Origin of the sequence: Marmoricola sp. RAF53 (assembly GCF_052114005.1) — a bacterium.
In the GTDB taxonomy this organism is placed as follows: Bacteria; Actinomycetota; Actinomycetes; order Propionibacteriales; family Nocardioidaceae; genus Marmoricola.
Genome location: NZ_JBFRDX010000039.1, coordinates 1 through 19,302 on the forward strand (window position 1 = coordinate 1; position 19,302 = coordinate 19,302).

Annotated in this window: 18 protein-coding genes and 1 pseudogene; 3 read left to right on the forward strand and 16 right to left on the reverse strand. The window is 66.6% G+C overall.

Features of this window, described 5'->3' with window-relative positions; genetic code table 11:
* Positions 1 to 1,212: 1,212 nt before the first annotated feature.
* From AB4Y76_RS20670 to AB4Y76_RS20700, 7 genes are all read right to left on the reverse strand, one after another.
* Entirely contained in the window at positions 1,213 to 2,310 is a 1,098-nt protein-coding gene (locus AB4Y76_RS20670) for a branched-chain amino acid aminotransferase (protein WP_441928770.1), read from the reverse strand.
* Between the two features lie 331 nt (positions 2,311 to 2,641).
* The gene (locus AB4Y76_RS20675) at positions 2,642 to 3,400 is read right to left on the reverse strand and encodes an SDR family NAD(P)-dependent oxidoreductase (RefSeq protein WP_441928772.1); all 759 of its coding nucleotides are present in this window, start codon (positions 3,398 to 3,400) and stop codon (positions 2,642 to 2,644) included.
* A gap of 10 nt (positions 3,401 to 3,410) precedes the next feature.
* Positions 3,411 to 4,589, reverse strand: a complete 1,179-nt coding sequence (locus AB4Y76_RS20680; protein WP_441928774.1) for an acyl-CoA dehydrogenase family protein — start codon at positions 4,587 to 4,589, stop codon at positions 3,411 to 3,413.
* A 70-nt stretch (positions 4,590 to 4,659) separates the two neighbouring features.
* Positions 4,660 to 6,051, reverse strand: a complete 1,392-nt coding sequence (lpdA, locus tag AB4Y76_RS20685; RefSeq protein ID WP_441928804.1) for a dihydrolipoyl dehydrogenase — start codon at positions 6,049 to 6,051, stop codon at positions 4,660 to 4,662.
* 14 nt (positions 6,052 to 6,065) lie between these two features.
* Positions 6,066 to 7,361 (reverse strand): dihydrolipoamide acetyltransferase family protein, encoded by a 1,296-nt coding sequence (locus AB4Y76_RS20690; RefSeq protein ID WP_441928776.1) that lies wholly within the window; start codon positions 7,359 to 7,361, stop codon positions 6,066 to 6,068.
* Between the two features lie 45 nt (positions 7,362 to 7,406).
* A complete protein-coding gene (locus tag AB4Y76_RS20695) occupies positions 7,407 to 8,378 on the reverse strand; it encodes an alpha-ketoacid dehydrogenase subunit beta (RefSeq protein WP_441928778.1) in 972 nt (323 codons plus the stop codon).
* Positions 8,375 to 9,493, reverse strand: a complete 1,119-nt coding sequence (locus tag AB4Y76_RS20700; protein ID WP_441928780.1) for a thiamine pyrophosphate-dependent enzyme — start codon at positions 9,491 to 9,493, stop codon at positions 8,375 to 8,377. The genes AB4Y76_RS20695 and AB4Y76_RS20700 overlap by 4 nt, the downstream gene beginning before the upstream one ends.
* 167 nt (positions 9,494 to 9,660) lie before the next feature.
* On the opposite strand from AB4Y76_RS20700, the gene AB4Y76_RS20705 reads away from it, so the two are divergent.
* Positions 9,661 to 10,101, forward strand: a complete 441-nt coding sequence (locus tag AB4Y76_RS20705; RefSeq protein ID WP_441928782.1) for an Lrp/AsnC family transcriptional regulator — start codon at positions 9,661 to 9,663, stop codon at positions 10,099 to 10,101.
* 511 nt (positions 10,102 to 10,612) lie between these two features.
* On the opposite strand, the gene AB4Y76_RS20710 is transcribed toward AB4Y76_RS20705, so the two are convergent.
* From AB4Y76_RS20710 to AB4Y76_RS20735, 6 genes are all read right to left on the reverse strand, one after another.
* Complete coding sequence (locus tag AB4Y76_RS20710) at positions 10,613 to 10,864, reverse strand: hypothetical protein (RefSeq protein WP_441928784.1); 252 nt, start codon at positions 10,862 to 10,864, stop codon at positions 10,613 to 10,615.
* On the reverse strand, positions 10,861 to 11,268 hold the full coding sequence (locus tag AB4Y76_RS20715) for a hypothetical protein (protein WP_441928786.1): 408 nt from the start codon (positions 11,266 to 11,268) through the stop codon (positions 10,861 to 10,863). Before AB4Y76_RS20715 ends, AB4Y76_RS20710 begins: the two co-directional genes overlap by 4 nt.
* Before the next feature lie 22 nt (positions 11,269 to 11,290).
* Positions 11,291 to 12,310 (reverse strand): alpha/beta hydrolase, encoded by a 1,020-nt coding sequence (locus AB4Y76_RS20720; RefSeq protein ID WP_441928788.1) that lies wholly within the window; start codon positions 12,308 to 12,310, stop codon positions 11,291 to 11,293.
* 2 nt (positions 12,311 to 12,312) lie between these two features.
* A complete protein-coding gene (locus AB4Y76_RS20725; protein ID WP_441928790.1) occupies positions 12,313 to 12,453 on the reverse strand; it encodes a hypothetical protein in 141 nt (46 codons plus the stop codon).
* Between the two features lie 139 nt (positions 12,454 to 12,592).
* Positions 12,593 to 13,648, reverse strand: a complete 1,056-nt coding sequence (locus tag AB4Y76_RS20730) for a Glu/Leu/Phe/Val dehydrogenase dimerization domain-containing protein (protein ID WP_441928792.1) — start codon at positions 13,646 to 13,648, stop codon at positions 12,593 to 12,595.
* A gap of 13 nt (positions 13,649 to 13,661) precedes the next feature.
* Positions 13,662 to 14,030, reverse strand: coding sequence for a 2-oxo acid dehydrogenase subunit E2 (locus AB4Y76_RS20735; RefSeq protein WP_441928794.1), 369 nt, complete (start codon positions 14,028 to 14,030; stop codon positions 13,662 to 13,664).
* Between AB4Y76_RS20735 and AB4Y76_RS20740 the strand changes: the two genes are divergently transcribed.
* Positions 14,016 to 14,318 carry a GlcG/HbpS family heme-binding protein gene (locus AB4Y76_RS20740; protein WP_441928796.1) on the forward strand — a complete coding sequence of 101 codons (303 nt, stop codon included), beginning with the start codon at positions 14,016 to 14,018 and terminating at the stop codon, positions 14,316 to 14,318. The genes AB4Y76_RS20735 and AB4Y76_RS20740 overlap by 15 nt on opposite strands.
* Positions 14,319 to 14,838: 520 nt before the next feature.
* Here the strand turns inward: AB4Y76_RS20740 and AB4Y76_RS20745 are convergent.
* Positions 14,839 to 15,765 carry a fumarylacetoacetate hydrolase family protein gene (locus AB4Y76_RS20745; protein WP_441928798.1) on the reverse strand — a complete coding sequence of 309 codons (927 nt, stop codon included), beginning with the start codon at positions 15,763 to 15,765 and terminating at the stop codon, positions 14,839 to 14,841.
* A 267-nt stretch (positions 15,766 to 16,032) separates the two neighbouring features.
* Positions 16,033 to 16,605, reverse strand: coding sequence for a TetR/AcrR family transcriptional regulator (locus AB4Y76_RS20750; protein WP_441928800.1), 573 nt, complete (start codon positions 16,603 to 16,605; stop codon positions 16,033 to 16,035).
* 143 nt (positions 16,606 to 16,748) lie between these two features.
* On the opposite strand from AB4Y76_RS20750, the gene AB4Y76_RS20755 reads away from it, so the two are divergent.
* On the forward strand, positions 16,749 to 17,957 hold the full coding sequence (locus AB4Y76_RS20755) for an amidohydrolase family protein (RefSeq protein WP_441928802.1): 1,209 nt from the start codon (positions 16,749 to 16,751) through the stop codon (positions 17,955 to 17,957).
* 346 nt (positions 17,958 to 18,303) lie between these two features.
* On the opposite strand, the pseudogene AB4Y76_RS20760 reads toward AB4Y76_RS20755, so the two are convergent.
* Positions 18,304 to 19,194: pseudogene (locus AB4Y76_RS20760) on the reverse strand (IS481 family transposase).
* Between the last annotated feature and the right edge of the window lie 108 nt (positions 19,195 to 19,302).

Here is a 19,302-nt window from a genome sequence, read left to right on the forward strand (position 1 = left end):
CAGCAGCACGGCCTGATACCGCTGCTCAGCCACACTCAACTCCCGCATCTCGGGAGTGTCACCAATCAACCGAAGTAGGCGTAACCCATCACCCGAAGGTGTGACACCCATCAACCGGAGCCCGAACGTCACCAATCAGGCGGAGTAATACATCACACCGAGCCGCCTGTCGGAATCGAACCGACGACCTAGTCATGACGAGTGACTCAAGTCCCGCCACGCTCGTCAACTGGTCGATCCTGCCTCTGACCTGCGCAAACACGTCTGCGGCAAAGCGCGCTGGGCCACCTTCGATCACTCTCGGTCACGCTGAATCACGGCCCTTGTGTTGAGTTTGTGTTGAGCGTTTTGTGCAGCCGCCTCCTAAGCGAAAGGTCGCAAGTTCGACTCTTGCCTGGGGCACTACCGCAAGACCGCAGGTCAGATCCGCGAAGACCCCTCTGGCCTGCGGATTTGTCATCTTTCGCTCCGATGTTGAGGCGTGTTGTCTCGTGTCGGGCTGGTGCGAACAGTGCCGTGCGAACCACTCGTCAATGGTGATAACGCCATCGACTTATGGGAATTCTATGTCAATTCGGAACTGCCAAACTCTTCCTAGCCGCCGCCCACCGTTACACCGCCTGGGACGCCCCCTTCGGGTGGGTCCTTTGGTCCGCCACCAGCCGGCCCACCACCAGCCGGCCCAACACCAGCCCGGGTCGATTTGGTCACGCCTGCGGGAAGTGCTCTTCGACAACCGATCCGAGTCGCTGTCAGCACCACTGTTGCGAGCGGCCTGGTAATCGCCGGCGTCACCGGCATCGTTCGCGGCGCGGGCGGCGTAGTTGTGGACGCCATCACGGATCCCGTCTCCGTCAGCGTCACGACCAACCAGGACGAACTCCAGATTCTCGGCCAACGCATACTCGCCGAATATGCACGAGCTCACGCCTACTCGCTGGCCCGGTCCGACGTGAACCGGGCTCCGCTACTCCGAGGTGGTGGCGCTTCGTCGCCCCGACGGCGACCTCCACGAACACGTGGTGCGCGTCCGGCAGTCGGTGAGTCGCTCCCGTGTCGAGGGGATTGGGCTGAAGGGTCGAAAAGCGTCGCTGCGCAGCATCTTGATCATCTACCTTTCCCAACGGGGTCAATAGAATGTTCGGGCGTGATTTTGCTTCATCAGGATGCGTGGCCTTGGTCGGACGCTTGCCCCGGAATCGGAGACCGAGGTCACGGTGTCGCCGGACTGCAACTACAACGGTGCATCCAGCCGAAGGTGTCGTCGGCGCGGCCGAACTGGACGTCGACGAGCGCCGAGCGGATCCGCATCGTCAGGTCGGTCGAGGCGGGCGCCGGGAGCTCGCCGCCCTTCCACTTCAGCGAACCGACAGGCGTCACGACCGCGGCGGTGCCACAGGCGAAGATCTCGGTGATCGCACCGCTGGTGACGCCCTCGCGCCACTCGTCGATCGAGAGCTTGCGCTCCTCGACCTGGTGGCCGAGCTTGCCGGCGAGCTCGATGATCGAGGCGCGGGTGATGCCCTCGAGGATGGTGCCGGTCTCGGGCGTCACGATGCGGCCGTCGTCGAAGACGTAGTACATGTTCATGCCGCCGAGCTCCTCGACGTACTTGCCCTCTTGGCCGTCGAGGAAGACGACCTGGTCGCAGCCGTTGGCCGTGGCCTCCTGCTGCGCGACCAGCGAGCTGGCGTAGTTGCCGCCCGTCTTCGCCGCACCCATGCCACCACGGCCGGCGCGGGTGTACTCCTCGCTCAGCCACAGCGTGACCGGCTTGATGCCGCCCTTGAAGTAGGCGCCCGCGGGCGACGCGATCACCATGAAGGTCACGTGCTGCGCCGGTCGCACGCCGAGGAAGGCCTCGGTCGCGATCATGAACGGACGCAGGTAGAGGCTCTTCTCACCCCCGTCGGTGTTCGTCGGCACCCAGCGCTCGTCGACCTTCACCAGCGCCTCGACGGCCTCGATGAACTCGTCGACCGGCAGCTCGGGGAAGGCCAGCCGCTGCGAGGAGCGCGCCATCCGCTTCGCGTTCTCCTCCGGGCGGAACAGGTGCACCGACCCGTCGGCGTGCCGATAGGCCTTCATCCCCTCGAACGTCTCCTGCGCGTAGTGCAGGACGGCCGTCGCGGGGTCGAGCGTGAGCGGCCCGTACGGCGTCACGCGCGCGTCGTGCCACCCGCGGTCCGGGGTCCACTCCACCGTCACCATGTGATCGGTGAAGTTCGTGCCGAAGCCGGGGTTGGCGAGGATCTCCGCGAGCCGCGCGTCGTCGACCGGCTCGGGGTTTACCGTGCTGGTGAGGTACATTGAGCATTCCTGACCTTGACGCCGATGAGGCTTGGTGGGGTGCGCTAGATCTGGTCCCATGATTCGGGGTCAGGCCGAGTGGCTCGCGCAATAGATTGCTGACAGCGCTCACAGTTGGGTGTGTCGGGGGCGGGAAATGCCACCTCCAGGAACTTGTGCCAGCTGGTGGTGTTGAGACCGCAGGCTGTGGTCATGCGACCCATTTGTTTGGCGTGGCTCTTCGGAAATGGGACGGATCTGGCCCCTGGTCCCCGGCCCTCGCGGTTGGCTAAGACCGCGGTCACGTACCAGGAATCGCTCTGTGCGTTACGGGCGGAGGTTCGCGGGCTAATCACTTCGGCGCCATTCGAAGGGCGCCGTCCATCCGGACGACCTCGCCATTCATGTACTGGTGTTCGACAAGAAACGCAGCGAGGCGGGCGTACTCTTCTGGACGCCCGAGGCGTTGCGGAAAGGTGACGCCAGCGGCAAGCGCGTTGCGGTAGTCGTCGGAGACCATGGCGAGCATAGGAGTCTCCACAACACCTGGTGCGATGGTGTTCACACGCACACCATGTTGAGCGAGGTCGCGGGCGGCCGCAATTGTCAGGCCGATGACGCCGGCTTTGGACGACGCGTAGGCAGCCTGGCCGATCTGGCCCTCGTATCCGGCGATGCTGGCCGTGTTGATGATGACTCCCCGCTCGCCTTCCTCAGTCAACTCGCTGGCTGCGATGCGCTCGGCCGCGAGCGTCATCACGTTGAAGGTCCCCATGAGGTTGATCTGTACGACTTTGGCGAAGAGATCGAGGTCGTGAGTTCCGTGGCTGGACAGTATTCGTGCGGAGGGCGCGATCCCCGCGCAGTTCACCAGGACCCGCATCGGAGCGCTAGCTGCGGCAGCCTCGTCGAGACCCTGTGCAATCGCCACGGGATCGGTAACGTCGACGGGGACATACGTGATGCCGGGCGATGATCCAGTTTTCGGGAGCGAGGCTTCGAGGTCGAAGCCCAGAACGTGCGCCCCGCGCCGCGAGAAGTGTGCTGCCGTCACCGCGCCCAAGCCGGACGCGGCTCCAGTGACGACGACCGTGCTTCCGCTGATTTTCATCTGACTCTCCTCAGGCTGTGATGGTGATGGTGCCGCTGTCGACCTGATCGAGGTGGCGCCCGATGACGAGACGTTGGATCTGATTGGTCCCCTCAAAGATCTGCATGACTTTTGCCTCGCGCATGTAGCGCTCGACAGGGAATTCCTCCGTGTACCCGGCACCGCCGAGGACCTGGACGGCATCCGTGGTGACCTTCATGGCCGTGTCGGTGGCGACGAGCTTGGCGATTGATGCCTCGCGGCTGTATTTGAGGCCCGCGTCCTTAAGCCGTGCTGCATGATGCAGTGCACAGCGCGCGGCGACGGTGGCGGCTTCCATGTCGGCGAGGATGAAACTCAAGCCCTGGTGGTCGATGATGCGGCGCCCGAAGGTGTGTCGTTGTTGGGCATACGAAAGCGCCGCGTCCAGCGCTCCCTGGGCGAGTCCGGTCGCGACCGCTGCGATGCCAAGACGACCGGCGTCCAGACCGGCCAACGCGATCTTGAGACCGTCGCCCTCCGCTCCTAGGCGACGTTCGGCCGGGACACGAACGCCTTCGAGCCGCATGCCTGCGGTGGTGGACCCGGTCAGCCCCATCTTCGTCTCCGGGGTGTCCGCGAACAGCCCGGGAGTTGCGGCTGGCACGAGAAAACAGGAGATCCCGCTGCGGTCCCCCGGGGCGGAGCCTGTGCGGGCCATGACCTTGTAGAAGTCCGCCTCTCCGCCGTGGGTAACCCAGGCTTTGGTCCCGGCAAGTACGTAGCTACCCCCCTCCCTGCGCGCGGTGGTCGCCATGGCGGCGGGGTCGGATCCGGCGTGCGCCTCCGACAGGCTATAGGCACCAAGGAGTTCGCCTCCAAGCATGTCGGGCAGCCATTGCTGCTGCTGTTCATCGGTTCCGTGCGTCGCGAGGCCGAAACACGATAGAGCGTGCACCGACACCCCCACGCCGACCGACGCCCACACCGCGCCAATCTCCTCAAGCACCTGGACATAGATCTCGTACGGAAGGCCCGAGCCGCCGACCTCCTCCGGGTAGGGCAGGCCAAGGACCCCGATCTTGCCGAGCGTCCGGAAGACCTCGCGCGGGAATTCCGCGTTGGCTTCGGCCTGGGCAGCTCGAGGCGCCAGTTCCTCGGTGGCAAAGGTGCGGATCAGCTGCACAAGGTCGGCGTGCTCGCTGGAGCGAAAGGTTCGGCGGGCCGGCATGTTCATTCTCCTGTTCAAGCCGTGGGCGGCGACCGGACTACGGCGGCGGCGAAGGTGATAGCGGCGGAATTCAAAGGTTGATCATGTGACCCTCCAGCCCGTGGAACGCCTCCTGGAGCGCCTCCCCGAGCGTCGGGTGCACGTGCACGTTGCGGGCGAGCTCGAAAGTGCCCAGTTCCCACTTCTGCGCGAGCGTCAACTCGGGCAGAAGCTCCGCCGCGTCGGCTCCTACGATGTGTCCGCCCAGCAGCGCGCCACTTGGGTTGGCGATGAGCTTGACGAACCCGGTCGCGTCGCCCATTCCATGCGCTTTGCCATTGGCCGAGAACGGGAACTTCGCGATCTTGATCCCAGGGTGCTCAGCGCGCGCCTGCTCCTCGGTGAGGCCGAAACTGGCGACCTGGGGCTGGCAGAACGTTGCGCGCGGCATCATCCGGTAGTCGCCAAGCTCCATGGTCACTGCGCCGGCCAGGGTCTCCGCCGCTACCACACCCATCGCCTCCGCGACGTGGGCGAGCTGGAGCCGCATCGTGACGTCACCGATGGCATATATGTGAGGCTGGCTCGTCCGCATCCGCTCGTCGACGGTGATTGCACCGTCGTCGTCGACATCGATGCCGGCGGCCGGCAAGCCGAGCCCTTCTGTGTTCGGCCGGAAGCCGGTGGCGACCAGAACCCGGTCAACGCGGCGTTCGATCGCGCCGTCAGGACCATCGGCCACGACCGTCACCTTCGTGCCGTCATCGGTGACCGAGGCGACGCGGGTCGCGAGCAGCACGTCGACGCCAAGCTTGCGGTACGCCTTGGCCACCTCCCGGGACACGTCGGCGTCCTCGGTCGGTAACACTCGGTCGGCGTACTCGACGATGCTCACGTCGACCCCGTAATTGGCGAGTACGTAGCCGAGTTCCATGCCGATGGCGCCGGCACCGGCGATCAAGATTGACCCAGGCAGGGAGGGATCGAGGAGCACGTCCTGGTAGGTCACGACGTTCGCAGACAGTGTGATGCCGGGCGGCAACGCGGGCCTGGCCCCCGTCGCGACAATGGCGGACTGGAAGGAGATCTTCTGAGCGCCCTCCGCGGCTTCGACTTCGAGGGTGTGCGCATCAAGGAACGACCCGCGGCCGTGCACCTCGGTGATGCCGTTCTTGTGCATCAGGAAGTGCACCCCCTTCGCCCGACCGTCCGCTACGTCGCGGCTGCGCTGGTGGGCAATCGCGTAGTCGAACGAAACCTCGCCCGAGATGCCGAAGGCGCTCGCCTGGTGCCGAAAGATGTGCGCTATCTCCGCATTGCGCAGTAAGGCCTTGGACGGGATGCACCCGACGTTGAGGCAGACGCCCCCCCAGTAACGCTCCTCGACAACGGCGACCGACCTGCCTAGTTGCGCTGCCCGGATCGCCGCCACGTAACCGCCCGGCCCGGCGCCTACGACCACCACGTCAAAGCTCTGGTCCACGCGCTGCTCGCTCATCACAGCACCGCCAGACCGGGCTCGGCGAGGAACCCCGCGGTGTCCGCGAGCACCTGCGACCCCTCCGCACCGTCGAGGACGCGGTGGTCGAAGGACAGGGCGAGCTGGAGGACCGAGCGGGGCACGATCCGCTCACCGTCGCCGTCCTCGATCACCCACGGCTGGCGGCGGATGGCGCCGACCGCGAGGATCGCGGTCTCCCCGGGATTGAGAATCGGGGTTCCTGTGTCGACGCCAAAGACGCCGACGTTTGTGATCGTCGTGCTGCCGCCGGCCATCGCCTCGGACGTGGTTCTGCCCTCCCGTGCCGTCGCAGCGAGCTCGCTGATCGCGCCGGCGACCTCGATCAGGCTCATCGCGTGAGCGTCCTTGATGTTCGGGACCATCAAGCCGCGCGGCGTCGCGGCGGCGATCCCGAGGTTGATGCCAACGGGGACCACGATCTCCTGGGTCACCTCCTCCCAGCGCGCGGTCGCCATCGGCGTACGGCGCAGCGCAGTCAGGTAGGCCCGCGCCACGAAGGCAAGCGGTGTCAGCTTGACGTCGCGGAACTCCCTACGCCGCTGCACAGCGTCGCGCAGCTCCAGGGTTTTCGTGATGTCCACGGTGACGAACTCCGTCACGTGCGGAGCCGAGAACGCCGAGGCCACCATCGCCGCGGCCGTGTGCTTTCGCACGCCCTTGATCGGGATGCGGTTCGCGGACGCCGGGACCGGCGCGAGGACGCCTGACTCTGCCGCCCGGAGCACGTTCTCGCGTTTCACCACCCCATCGGGACCGCTCGCCGGGACCGAGGACAGGTCGACTCCGAGCACCTTCGCGAGCTTGCGAACCGGCGGCTTGGCACGCGGCTTGTCTGCGGCCTGGGCCGACGCAGCAGCAGCGGGCGCCGGAGGTGCTCCACGTCGCCGCCGGTGGCTGCCGGCGTCCTTGGCCCCGTACCCAACAAGGAGCTTCGGCTCGTCTGGGGATCCGGTCTCGGCGCCGGGCGCAGCCGTCGATGCAGGGATGGACGGGGGGCCTGCAGCGCCGCCACCTGAGATGCGGACAGCGATGATCGGGGCCCCGACCTCGACCGTGTCACCTGCGGCGGCAAGAAGTTCGACCACCTCACCGGCGTACGGCGACGGTAGTTCGACGACCGACTTAGCTGTCTCGATGTCGACGATGATCTGGTTGACGGCGACAACGTCACCTACAGCGACGTGCCAGCCGACGATATCGGCCTCAGTCAGGCCCTCCCCCACGTCGGGAAGCAGGAAGGTCTGCACAGGTGTGCCGGTCGCGGTGGTCAAAGTCTGCTCCTGCGGACGAGGTGGACTGGGTGCAAAGGTCGAGCGTCAGTAGGTGAGACTGCTGTCGCAGGCCTCGAGGAGGCGGTCGACGTTCGGAAGCCAGTCCTCCTCAAGTCGGCTCGCCGGATACGGCGTGTCGTACCCAGTGACGCGGAGTATCGGCGCCTCAAGCTCGTAGAAGGCCTGTGCCTGCACCCGACTGGCCAGCTCGCCCCCGATGCCGCCGGTCTGCGAAGCCTCGTGCGCAATGACGAGTCGCCCGGTGCGACGTACCGAGTCCACGACCGTCGCGTCATCGATCGGCGAGAGCGAGCGCAAGTCAATGACTTCCACTTCGCGCCCCTCACCGGCAAGGATCACCGCCGCCTTGAGCGCGATAGGGACCAGGGCGCCGTAAGTCACGAGGGTCAGGTCACCGCCGGGCCGGACGATGCGCGCCCGATCCATGGGTACTGATGGCGCGCTCGGGTCGACCTCGCCCTTTGACCAGTAGGAGCGCTTCGGCTCCAGGAAGACAACCGGGTCGTTGCACCGAATCGCCTGGCCCAGCAAGTCGTAGGCATCTTGGGCGTCCGAAGGGCAGAGCACCCGCAGGCCCGGGGTGTGGGCGAAGTACGCCTCCGGTGACTCGCTGTGGTGCTCGATGGCGCCGATGCCGCCGCCTACGGGGATTCGGATGACGACCGGAAGCGAAATCATTCCCTCCGAGCGGTGACGGTACTTGGCCAGCTGCGTGACGATCTGGTTCATCGCCGGGAACACGAACCCGTCGAACTGGATCTCGCAGACGGGGCGGTAACCGGCGAGGGCCAGCCCGATGGCGCTGCCGACGATGCCCGCCTCACCGAGCGGGGAAGTGACAACGCGGCCGTCACCAAAATCCTTCTGCAAGCCGTCGGTGATGCGGAAGACGCCACCAAGTGAACCGATGTCCTCGCCGATCAACAGGACCTTGTCGTCCGCCTCCATCGCGTCTCGAAGCCCGGCGTTAAGGGCGTGGGCCAGGGCGGTGCTCATGAGTTGTCTCCTTGCGCCGCGGCGACGAAGGCCAGGTGCTCGTCCATCTGGCGGGCGAGGTCGCGTGGCATCTCCTCCAGGGTGTGGCGGAACGGGTCCCCCGGAGCGGGCACTCGGAGTGCCCGGCACCCGCTCCGCAACCGCTCGGCGAGTTCCTCTTCCTCGCGGGCCAGATCTGCGAGGAACGAGTCGTCGATAGCCACCGGGGACTCAGAGCCCATGAGCAGGGCGCCGAGACGATCGATCGGATCGCGGCTCGCCCAGGCGTCATTCTCCGAGCTTGTGCGGTAGCGCAGGTCGTCGTCAGAAGTGGTGTGCGGATTGCGGCGGTAGGTGACCGCCTCGATCAAGGTGGGACCGCCGCCAGAACGTGCAGTGGCCAGCGCCTCCTGCGTGGCAGCGTGGCACGCGATGACGTCGTTGCCGTCGACGCGCATGCCCGGGAAGCCGAAGCCCCGGGCTCGTTCCGCGGCAGGGATCCTGCTCTGCACCGAGAACGGCGCGGAGATGGCCCACTGGTTGTTCTGGCAGAAGAAGACGACCGGCAGGTTCTGCGCCGATGCCCAGACGAAAGCCTCGTTTGTCTCGCCCTCGCTGAGTGCTCCGTCGCCGAGGAAAACCAGTACCGCACGGTCCCGGTTCAGCTCACCGGTGCCGACGTCACCGTCCCGGACGATGCCCATTGCGTAGCCGACGGCGTGGAGGGTCTGGGCGCCGATGACCAAGGTGTACAAGTTGAAGTTGCGCTCGCGCGGATCCCATCCGCCCATGGTGGTGCCGCGGAAGAGGCCGAGCAGTTGCACCGGGTCGACCCCGAAGCACCAGGCGACGGCGTGCTCCCGGTACGTGGGAAAAACGACGTCCTGAGTTTGGAGCGCCGAGCCGGCGCCGACCTGGGCGCCCTCCTGGCCGAGCATCGAGGGCCACAGACCGAGTTCGCCCTGGCGCTGCAGAGCGATCGCCTCCGTGTCGATGCGGCGGGCCAGCACCATGTTCCGGTAGGCCGCCAGAAGATCGAGAGAGTCAGCACCCAAAGAAACGCGACCATCCGGGCGCAGAACTCCCGCTGCATCAAGGACCGACCACATGTCGGTCACGGGCTCCACGCTGGTCATCGCGCTCCTTGAATCGTCGGTGCGAGAACTTTCCCAATAGGCAGGGCGAGGGACAATCAATACGCGCCAAGCACGCGCAACAAGCGGGATTGACGCCGCCATTTCGTCCGAAAGTCCCATAGAATCAATGCGAACGTGAATGAATTGATCAGACCCAGGAGCCCTTCATGGATGCCATCGACCGCCAGATCCTGGACCGCCTGCGCACCAATGCGCGGATGCCGGTCAGCGAGATTGCCCGACGGGTTGGGCTTTCCGGCGCGCCCGTGTCGCGCCGGATCGAGCGCCTCGAGACCAACGGCGTGATCCAGGGCTACGTGGCTCTAGTGAGCGAGGCTGTCGTCGGCGACCTCGACGCGTTCACCGAGATCCGGCTCACCGGCGGCACCGATACAAAGGAGATCGAGGAGATCGCTCGTCAGGTTCCAGAGGTGCAGCAGTACTACACCATCGCAGGCGATCCGGACGCCCTCGTGCGCTTCCGCGTACGCAACGTCGAGCACCTTCAGCAGGTAGTCAACGCGATTCGCCGGACGGGGATCGTGGAAGGGACCAAGACGCTGATCGTGATGTCGGCCTGGGACCGCACCCGCACGCCGCCCCCCTGACAAGTGAGGCCTTGTCACACGCCTGCTCACGTGCCGACACGGCGCGCGGCCGACTTCACCACCGGCCTTCGGGATCGAGACCAGTGATACCGCGCCAACTATGTTCGACCCGAACCCGGCGGTGCCCAGACGTCGTGTCTTAAGGAGACATAGTGGGCCTGGCGTTCAGGGGCACGTCCCCCGGGAACAAATGATCTTTCGACGTACTGCGACCACTACGACCTCGATGTTGGTAGCAACCCTCAGGGCTCCCCGGAGCGAATCAAGATGCCAGCGCACGGACGGGGCGAGACGCCAACGTCATGAGCTACCTGCGCCTTCGACCTGCCTTGCGCCAGGCGCCGGAGGATGTCGCGCTCCTGGTCGCTCACGGTGTCGGAGGCGCCATCACTCGATACCGAATCAGATGTATGCGCTTCTGAGGTCATGTGACCTCCGTGGGGCTGGAGCGGCGAGGTCGTCTGAAGTCGCCGGGTTCCGCCCGGAGACGGAACCCGGCGACCCTAACCGATCAGCGGATGCGGACGTGCACGCTCCTGGAGCTCGCCGCGACACCCGTGGAGCCGCGGTAGACCACGTCAGCGAGTACCGCCGCTCCCGGCGGTACGGAAGCGCTGATCGCCGCGATCCGCCCCTCGTGGACGTGCACCGACAGTCCGTCGACCGGGTCCGACCCCGTACCGTCGACGATCCGTCCACCGCCCAGCCAGTAGTCCGACACGTGTTCGCCGCCCAGCGAACCAGTCGTCGGTGCGGCGCTCATGCCGGGTCTCCGGGGAGCCGGATGTCGAGGGTTGCGACGGCCCGGCCGACCTCCATGATCGCCAGCAGCTGCGTGAAGAGCGCCGCCGAGCCTCGCACGTCGAGCCGGGGGGCGCCGGGAGCTCCCGCACGGGCCGCACGAGTGGCGTCGAGCATGTCATCCCAGGAGACGGTGACGAGGATGTCGGCCTCCGGCTGCTCGTGCAACAGGAACTGGAGCGTGGTGTCGAAGAGCATCGTCCAGAAGATGTCTTCACCACCCGGGCCGTCGAGGACGTGGAAGGTCATCGCACGGGGCCGATCGAGCTGGGCGCATGCGGCGCGGACTGCTGCGTCATCAAGTAGCAACTCGTTCATGGCGTCAACGTGCTCACGGGACATGTACTCCGGCAGCAGGGTGCTCATCGCCCGGCCCTCTTCCGCGGCGTCACTCGTCACCCAGCCGGTCAGGATCGGCCCAGGCCTGGATGCCCTCGTCGTCGTACACGCGCTTGCGGTTCGCCTCGAGCAGGAACCTCAGCCCCGCCTCCGCGGCCCGCGCGAAGGCCAGACCGTGCTGCTCGCCGTCCAGGAGCTCGGCGTGGATGCGCGCCGAGGGCCAGGCGCGGATCGCAAACTGCTCACGCACCCAGGCCACGCCGCTGACCTCATGGCCGAGGGCGTGGGGGCCACTCGTCATGGCGGTGCCCGCCGCGGCGAGATACACCTCGACGTCGTGGTCGTCCCGCTCTGCGGCGAACTCCCCCTCCCGGCGCACGATCGCACCCGGCGGGATGCCGAAGGCCGGGCTCACCGCGAGATAACGGTGGAACGGGGAGTTGGGGTGGTAGAGCGCGTGCAGCACGAAGTGTCCGCCGCTGGACTCACCGACCAGCGTGTGGCGGGCTCCGCGGTCGCGGTCGACTCGGTACCGGCGAGCCAGTGCCGGGATCAGCTCCTCTCCGAGGAAGCTCAGGAAGCGGTCCGCACCGCCCGATGTGAGCGTCAGGTCCGACCGGCCTTCCGCCGCGGTCATCGCGTTGAAGACTTGGGTGACGAGTCGACCTGCGGCGTCGGTCATGTCCCAAGGGCCGAAGAAGTCGTGGTTCCTCCGCGCATACCAACTGGCCTGACCATCGCTCTCCGGGTAGCCGACGCCCACGACGATCGCCGCTGGCACCATAAGGTTGAGCGCCAAGGGGCCGAGTCCGTTGACGATGCCGTGCACAGCCTCGAACCGGTAGTTGCCGTCCAGGACCACGACCACGGGGTACTCGTCATCCGACGTCAGGTAGTCAAACGGCAGCGACACGTCGATCTGGTACTGCCCCTGGTTCTCGGCCTCGACCTCGAATCTGGCACGTTGCCAGGTTGGGGCCTCCACAGGTTCGAGTTCGCGTCCCATCAGATTGATGCCCTTCTCTCTCGGATTGAGTAGAACGTAGAACCGCCGGCGCCGGCCAGCCATCGTCAATCGTCGAACCTCGCCGCCGCGAGTTGCGACACCGGCGCGTGTCTGACCTCGCCGGGTGCGACCGTGAGTTCGATGCCGTGCACCGCCTCGATACCGCCCTTCCCGGCCCGAAGAACGCGGACCTCGATGGCTGTCATGTCGTCACCTGCCGTGTCTCAGGGTGCCGGGGATCGGCCGCGACGGCCGGACCGAAGTACGCGTTGCGTCGAGCGCGTCCGGCGGTCCGCACGATCGATCGTGACGACCGCGACCGCGCCCTCCGCCGCAAGTGCCACATCACGCCCGACTGCCCACCAGACGGGACGCGGCGAGGTCCCGGGCGGCGTGGTCCGCGCTGACACCACCGGCTCGGGAACGTGCGAAGACCGCTGCCACCGTGGCACCGATGCCGTCGACGTGATGCGCGACCTCCTCAGCAGACCACCCCAGCACCTCCCGACCGACCAGGTGGATCGCGCCACCCCCGTTGGCGATGAAGTCCGGCGCGTAGACGATCCCGCGTCGGGCCAGCTCCTCGCCGGCGGCGTGGTCTGCGAGGACATTGTTGGCGGCCCCGGCGACGACCGACGTGCGCAGTCGACGGGCGACCTCAAGATCGATGACTCCTCCCATCGCGCACGGCACGAACACGTCGCTCGAGAGGTCGAGCACCTCCGAAGGGTCGACGACGAGAGCGCCGCGGCCGCGGGCACGACGGCACCGCTCGAGGTCGACATCCGTGGCCACCAGGTCGGCGCCGTCCTTGCGCGCCAACTCGAGCACGTCCATGCCCACGGCACCCAGACCCTGGATCACGACGCGTCTCCCTGAGAGGTCAATCATGCCAGCCTCTGCCGCCGCGGCACGGATCGCCGCGTACACGCCCTGCGCGGTCGCAGGCGCGCTCGAGCCCGGACCGCCGGCCGCCTCCGAACGGCCGAAGGCGAATCCGGACTGGGCATGCAGGACGTCCATGTCGGCCGCGGACGTCCCGACGTCGGGGCCCGTCCAGAAGCTGCCGTTCAATGTCGACAGATTCTCCGCGTGGATGTGCAGGATGCGATCCCACAGGTCGTCGCTGATCTCGTGCCGCGGTGCCGGCAGGGCGATGACCGACTTGCCACCACCCATGGGCAGGTCGGCCGCCGCCATCTTGAGTGTCATGGCGCTCGCGAGGCGGGTCGTGTCGGCGACCGCCTCCTCGTGCGACGCGTAGTGCATGGCCCGGGTCCCGCCCGCCGCGGGTCCGCGGCGGCGGGAGTGCACGGCGATCGTGAAGAACGCCCCCGTCTCCTGGTCGTATCTCGTGGAGCAGAGCGCTCCGTCCCACGAAGTGAGCACGTTCTGGAACATGATGGCTCCAGGTCTAGAGGTGGTTGATGGCGTGACCGGGGTTCTCGATCGCGTCGGCCACGATGCGCATGAAGCCCGCCGCGGCTCCGCCGTCGCACACGCGGTGGTCGAACACGAAGGACATCTGGCCGATCTTGCGAGGGACGATCTGGCCGTCTACGACCCAGGCGCGGTCGATGACCCGGCCGAAGCCGAGGATCGCCACCTGCGGGTGGTTGACGATGGCGGCGCTGCCGTCGACGTTGAAGGCGCCGTAGTTGTTGATGGTGAAGGTGCCCGAGGTCAGCTCGGCCTGGGTCGACCTGCCCTCGCGGGCGGTCGCGGTCAGCCGTCGCAGCTCGGTGTCGAGCTCCGTGGTCGTGAGCCGGTGGGCGCCGAGCACGGCTCCCACGTCCGTCAGGACGGCGCCTGGATCGGCAGCGTCGCCATCTCGATCAGCAAGGCTTGGACCTCCAAGGCTTTCGACATCCAGACGAAGGACCTGGGCGACAACTCGCAGCCGACGCAGCAGTTCTTCGGCATCCAAACCACCAACGGCGGCCGCGTGGCGATCTTCGCTGGCGGCGTGCCCCTCGTCCGCGACGGCATCGTCGTCGGCGGCCTGGGCGTCAGCGGCGGATCGGGCGAACAAGACCAGAGCGTCGCTGAAGCAGGACTCGCGGCACTCTGACAACCGGCCCGGTGGAGGCGACACTCGACGTCGCCTCCACTGGCACAGCCTCGTCGAGGTATGCCCGCTTGTTCCGCAAGAGCTCGTTGGCCCGGGATCGGTTCGAGCTGAGTTGCCGATGCGAACGCGCTCTCGTTCGGCCCGAGCCAGCCATCGCTGTGTCAGGAGTCCGAGCGACCCTGACCGCTACGAACTGGGGCACGGTTCCGTATCACGAGTCGAGGGCCCATGCCCGGATACGGGTGGGCTCCAAGAAGCGCAGCGCTTCGCCGCCTGTTTTCGGTCAGCGGTACCGGCCCGTGACGTGGTCGCAGATCCGTCAGAGCCGCATCACTGAACCGATGAATGAACGCCGACCAATTCGACGACCGTCTCTGTGAATGGCCGATACCCGTCGTTGCCCACTAGATCGACGGTTGCCGTAGAGCGTGGCTTCTGACTGATGTCTCCGGTGAGCGCTCCGAGGTCTTGCTCGTAGGTCGTGGGTTCCCCCCGGGGCGGTCTTGGGGCGGAGCTGCGGTCAGCTCAGGGGGATGGGCGGCTTGGAGCAAGGGGCGATCCGGGCGGTGATGGCGCCGAGCTGCGCCATGTCGAGGTGGACCTCATCGCCTTCACGCAGCCACGGGTAGGCCTCGTGGCCGTGGACGCGGGAGAGCTCCAGGATGCAGCCGGTCCCGACGGTGCCGCTGCCGATGATGTCGCCGGACCGGAGCCTGGTTCCTCGGGAGGCGTAGGCGAGCATCTGGGAAAACGACCAGTACAGGTCAGCCCAGTTTCCGTTGCTGTAGGCGTGTCCGTTGACGGTCGTGCTCATCGAGACGTCGAAGCCGTTGCCCTTGCGGTGCGGCTCGAGCTCGTCGGGAGTGACCAGGAACGGCCCGAGGGTGGTGGCGGTGTCCTTGCCCTTGGCGGGACCGAGCTGGACGTGCATCTCGGCGGCCTGGAGATCGCGGGCGCTCCAGTCACAGAGCAGCAGGTAGCCGGCGATGTGCGCCTCGGCGTCGGCGGGGTCGATGTCGGCGCCGGGGGCTCCGATGACGGCCGCGACCTCGAGCTCGTAGTCGTACTGGGTCGTGCCCGGCGCGAGGGGCACCTCGTCGTTCGGCCCCAAGATGGCAGCCGGGTTGGTGAAGTAGAAGACGGGCTGGTCGTACCAGACCGGGCTGACCTCGGCGCCCAGGGCGGCGTAGGAGGTGACGACGTGGTTCTCGAAGGCCATGAAGTCCCGCACCGAGGGAGGTTCGGGGATGGGGGCCAGGAGTGGGGTGTCCGCGAGCGTGACGACCTCCCACGGGATCGTGCGTGCCCGCTCTGCGTGATGGCCCAGGTCGGTGCCGGACGCCAGCAGCTCGAGGAGGGTCTCGGGCAGGGCGTGGAGCTCGTCGTCCTGTACCAGCGCGGCGTGCTCTCGTGAGTCGGTGGGGCTTCGGTAGGTGGCCCAGCGCATGTGGTTTCCTCCTGGGCGTAGCAGCTCAGTTGCTGCGGGCTGTTGTAAGTGACCATCTCGGCAGGGGCCGCCGGTCTCGGTGTAGGCGCTGTGAAGGATGCAACGATGCGTTCGGAGTCGAGCAGGTCCGCGACCTCGCCGAGTCTGTCGGGCCGCCTCCAGCGGGGTCAGCCCGGGCACTTGGCCGCGGGCGGGCGATGTGGCTCGAGGAGGTCCTAATCGATCCTGCGCGCCTGCACGGCAGGTTGCGTGGGCGGCAGGCGCACACTACTTGCTGGCACGTCCAGGAGACCCGAGTGTGCGCTTGCGGCGCGATTCGTGCTTGATGACTCCGTACAGGGCTTGGTCCACGATGGTTACGGGGTTGAGCCTGCTGGCGGGGCGACGCCAGACAAGGACCTGCATATAAACCGGCGCGGACACCAGGTCGAGTATCTGATCCGGGTCGGCGTCGGGTGGCAGCTCGCCTCGGGTGATCGCTCGCTCAATCACAACAGTGGTCGACCTGCGTCTGATCTCAACCGGGAGCGCGTCCACTGCCCACGTCTCCGGATGAGTCACCGCATAGGCGGCGAGCGTCACGCTGGCCTGGCCGAGCGGGTCCGACATGAACTCGATGAGGGCCCCGACCATAGAGAGCAGGTCCTCGCGGAGCGAGCCGGTGTCGGGCACGGGTATGGCACGGTCGGTGACCCGGACCAGGACATCGGAGATCAACTGGTCGCGGGACGCCCACCGCCGGTAGATCGAAGGTTTGCCCACGCCGGCGCGGGCCGCGATCGCGTCGATCGTGGCGGCCTCGACCCCGCCTTCGGCGAGCAGCTCGATCGTTGCCGTCATCACCGACTCCGCGAGCAAAGGGGCACGTGGACGCCCCAGAGCCCGTGATTGTGCTGGCTTGTTCGTGACCCTTGACATATCAGAATCGTAACCCGTACGTTTCGTAACATGCTAGTAACGAATCTGTTGGTGAGTACGTCGTCATGAGAACTCTGCTCGCTGGGGGCGTCGTTTGGGACGGCACGGACGACGCACCCCGTAGCAACGACCTGCTCATCGAGGATGGCATCATCCTGGCAGTAGGACCGAACCTCGACGGAGACACGGTCATCGACGTCACAGGTCTGACACTGCTACCCGGGCTTTTCGACTGCCACGTGCATGTCACGATCAACTCGCCCGAGCTCTTGGGCTACTTGCGTACCTCGCCGAGCTACCGCCACTACCAGGCCGCCCGCAACCTCGAGAAGACCCTCGAGGCGGGGGTCACGACGGTGCGCGACGCCGCAGGTGCGGATGCCGGCGTGCGCAACGCCGTACGGGACGGCCTCATCAATGGGCCCCGGATGCAAGTCGCGATCGACATGATCAGCCAGACTGGTGGACACGGGGATCACCACATGCCCTGTGGCATGGCCTCGCCGGTGCACTTTGGGGTTCTGGCGGACGGGCCGGACGAAGTCCGGCGAGCCGTGCGAAGGGTCATTCGTAGTGGCGCAGATGTGATCAAGGTGGCGACTTCCGGTGGGGTGATGTCGCCGGACGACGACCCGCAGCGACCGCAATTCCAGCCCGAAGAGCTTGCCGTGATCGCCGCCGAGGCACGCTCGGCGGGCCTTTCGATCATGGCGCACGCGCAGGGGACCGATGGGATCAAGAACGCGATCCGCGCGGGGGCTCGCTCGATCGAACACGGGATATACCTCGATGACGAGGCGATCCAGATGATGCTGGACAACGGCGTCTTCCTCGTGCCGACGCTCTTGGCCCCGTTGGCAGTCTTGGACGCCGTCGCGGCAGGAGCACAGATCCCCGCCGAGTCAGCGGCAAAGGCCGCCGAGGTCGTTGAAGTGCACCGCGACTCGTTTCGGCGCGCGGCCGCCGCCGGGGTCCGCATCGCCATGGGGACAGACAGTGGAGTCGGTCCCCACGGTCAAAACTTGCGCGAACTCCATCTGATGCAGCAACTGGGTCCATCGCCCGCAGCAGCGCTGCGATCCGCGACCCGTGAAGCCGCCGACCTGATGGGCCTCGGTGACAAGCTTGGCGAGCTGGCTCCAGGAAAAATCGCCGACATCGTCGCGATCGAGGGCGACGCATTCGACCTCGCGGCACTGCCTGCCGCCGTCCGCACCGTCTGGCGCGACGGCAACATCGTCGCGAGCAGACAGCCTCTCTCACGACGTTTCTGAAAATGACGCTCTGGCGATCCTGGCGAGGTGAGGCGGGTCATTGTGAGCCGCTCGGCCTGCTTGCCGTGCTCGGCCGCTTCCGGCGCTGGCATGAGCAACGACCCCGAGCGCGCACCGCGAACTAAGAGTGGACCGAAGTGCCGAGATGCAACGCGTGATCGGATGATCGGCGACCCCGGTGACCTCGTTTTCGAGCGTCGGATCGGCCCCGAATTCGAGCGTTGGCGACAGCGTCGAGTCCATGTCCCGCGCCACCGGGCGGGAACGGTGGCGACCTACAACGTCCCTGCGACCGCCACGACCTTGACGCGCTGCGGGCTCTAGCTGTACTCGGCTGACAGGTTGGTTACAGCCGGCTAATCGGCGGGAGGCCTCCGATGGCTGAGTGGCGTCGTCGAGTGTTGTAGAAACCCAGCCAGGGTTCAAGGGCCGCGGTTCGCTCGTCGTTGCTGGTGAAGATCTGCCGGTAGGCCCACTCGATTTGAAGGGTGCGGTTGAACCGCTCGACCTTGCCGTTTTGCCACGGGCAGTGTGGACGGATGGTCAGGTGCTGGACGCCGATCGCTGCGATCGCGGCAGCGAAGTCGCGCGAGACGATGTAGTTCTTCGCGTTGTCGCTGATCACCTGTCTGATGCGCACGCCGTGGCTGGCGAAGAATTGCGCCGCCCGGATCAGGAAGCCGGCGCGGGTGATGCCCTTCTCGTCGTTGAGGAGCTCGGCGTAGGCGAGTCGGGAGTGGTCGTCGACCGCGGCGTGGACGTAGTCGTAGCCCAGGCCGCGTTTGTGTCTTGGGCGTTCGCCACGTACGTGTGCTTTCCATCCACCGTCGGGTGGGATCCGGGCCGATCTTCTTGACGTCGATGTGGACCAGGTCGCCTGGCGTTGAGCGTTCGTAGCGCAAAGCGGCGGTCTTGGATGCCCGGATGACTTCACCGGTCAGCGGGTCACACTCGGCCAACCGTGGCACCTGGTGGCGGCGCAGGATCGCGCCGACGGTGCGGGGTGGATACCGACTTCGGGGCCAATCCAGTCTTGGCTGCGACGTTCGACACGACGCAGCTCGACCGCCTGCTGCTCGACATCTGTTGGGGTCCGCCGTGGGCACCGATGTGGACGAGACGAACGATCGAGCAGACCGGCCGCGCCTTCAGCGCGAAACCGGGCGACCCAGCGGTGCGCGCACTGGCGGGAGACGCCGAGGGGTCTGCTGCACGAACGGGTGACAGGTTCGGTCAGGCCGCCTGAGTGGCGGCTGTCGTCATGATCAACTCGTATTCGACCGGGGTCAACCTGCCGAGAGCAGCCTGTCGACGACGTCGGTGATAGGTCCTCTCGATCCAGGTC

What these genes read in the sequence shown, in the direction of transcription:
- AB4Y76_RS20700 (WP_441928780.1), bottom strand. Translation starts at nt 9,493, where the DNA reads ATGACCAGCGTGGAGCCCGTGACCGACATGTGGTCGGTCCTTGATGCA.
- AB4Y76_RS20670 (WP_441928770.1), bottom strand. Translation starts at nt 2,310, where the DNA reads ATGTACCTCACCAGCACGGTAAACCCCGAGCCGGTCGACGACGCGCGG.
- AB4Y76_RS20710 (WP_441928784.1), bottom strand. Translation starts at nt 10,864, where the DNA reads ATGAGCGCCGCACCGACGACTGGTTCGCTGGGCGGCGAACACGTGTCG.
- AB4Y76_RS20680 (WP_441928774.1), bottom strand. Translation starts at nt 4,589, where the DNA reads ATGCCGGCCCGCCGAACCTTTCGCTCCAGCGAGCACGCCGACCTTGTG.
- AB4Y76_RS20755 (WP_441928802.1), top strand. Translation starts at nt 16,749, where the DNA reads ATGAGAACTCTGCTCGCTGGGGGCGTCGTTTGGGACGGCACGGACGAC.
- AB4Y76_RS20720 (WP_441928788.1), bottom strand. Translation starts at nt 12,310, where the DNA reads ATGGCTGGCCGGCGCCGGCGGTTCTACGTTCTACTCAATCCGAGAGAG.
- AB4Y76_RS20715 (WP_441928786.1), bottom strand. Translation starts at nt 11,268, where the DNA reads ATGAGCACCCTGCTGCCGGAGTACATGTCCCGTGAGCACGTTGACGCC.
- AB4Y76_RS20695 (WP_441928778.1), bottom strand. Translation starts at nt 8,378, where the DNA reads ATGAGCACCGCCCTGGCCCACGCCCTTAACGCCGGGCTTCGAGACGCG.
- AB4Y76_RS20730 (WP_441928792.1), bottom strand. Translation starts at nt 13,648, where the DNA reads ATGTTCCAGAACGTGCTCACTTCGTGGGACGGAGCGCTCTGCTCCACG.
- AB4Y76_RS20725 (WP_441928790.1), bottom strand. Translation starts at nt 12,453, where the DNA reads ATGACAGCCATCGAGGTCCGCGTTCTTCGGGCCGGGAAGGGCGGTATC.
- AB4Y76_RS20705 (WP_441928782.1), top strand. Translation starts at nt 9,661, where the DNA reads ATGGATGCCATCGACCGCCAGATCCTGGACCGCCTGCGCACCAATGCG.
- AB4Y76_RS20745 (WP_441928798.1), bottom strand. Translation starts at nt 15,765, where the DNA reads ATGCGCTGGGCCACCTACCGAAGCCCCACCGACTCACGAGAGCACGCC.
- AB4Y76_RS20750 (WP_441928800.1), bottom strand. Translation starts at nt 16,605, where the DNA reads ATGACGGCAACGATCGAGCTGCTCGCCGAAGGCGGGGTCGAGGCCGCC.
- AB4Y76_RS20675 (WP_441928772.1), bottom strand. Translation starts at nt 3,400, where the DNA reads ATGAAAATCAGCGGAAGCACGGTCGTCGTCACTGGAGCCGCGTCCGGC.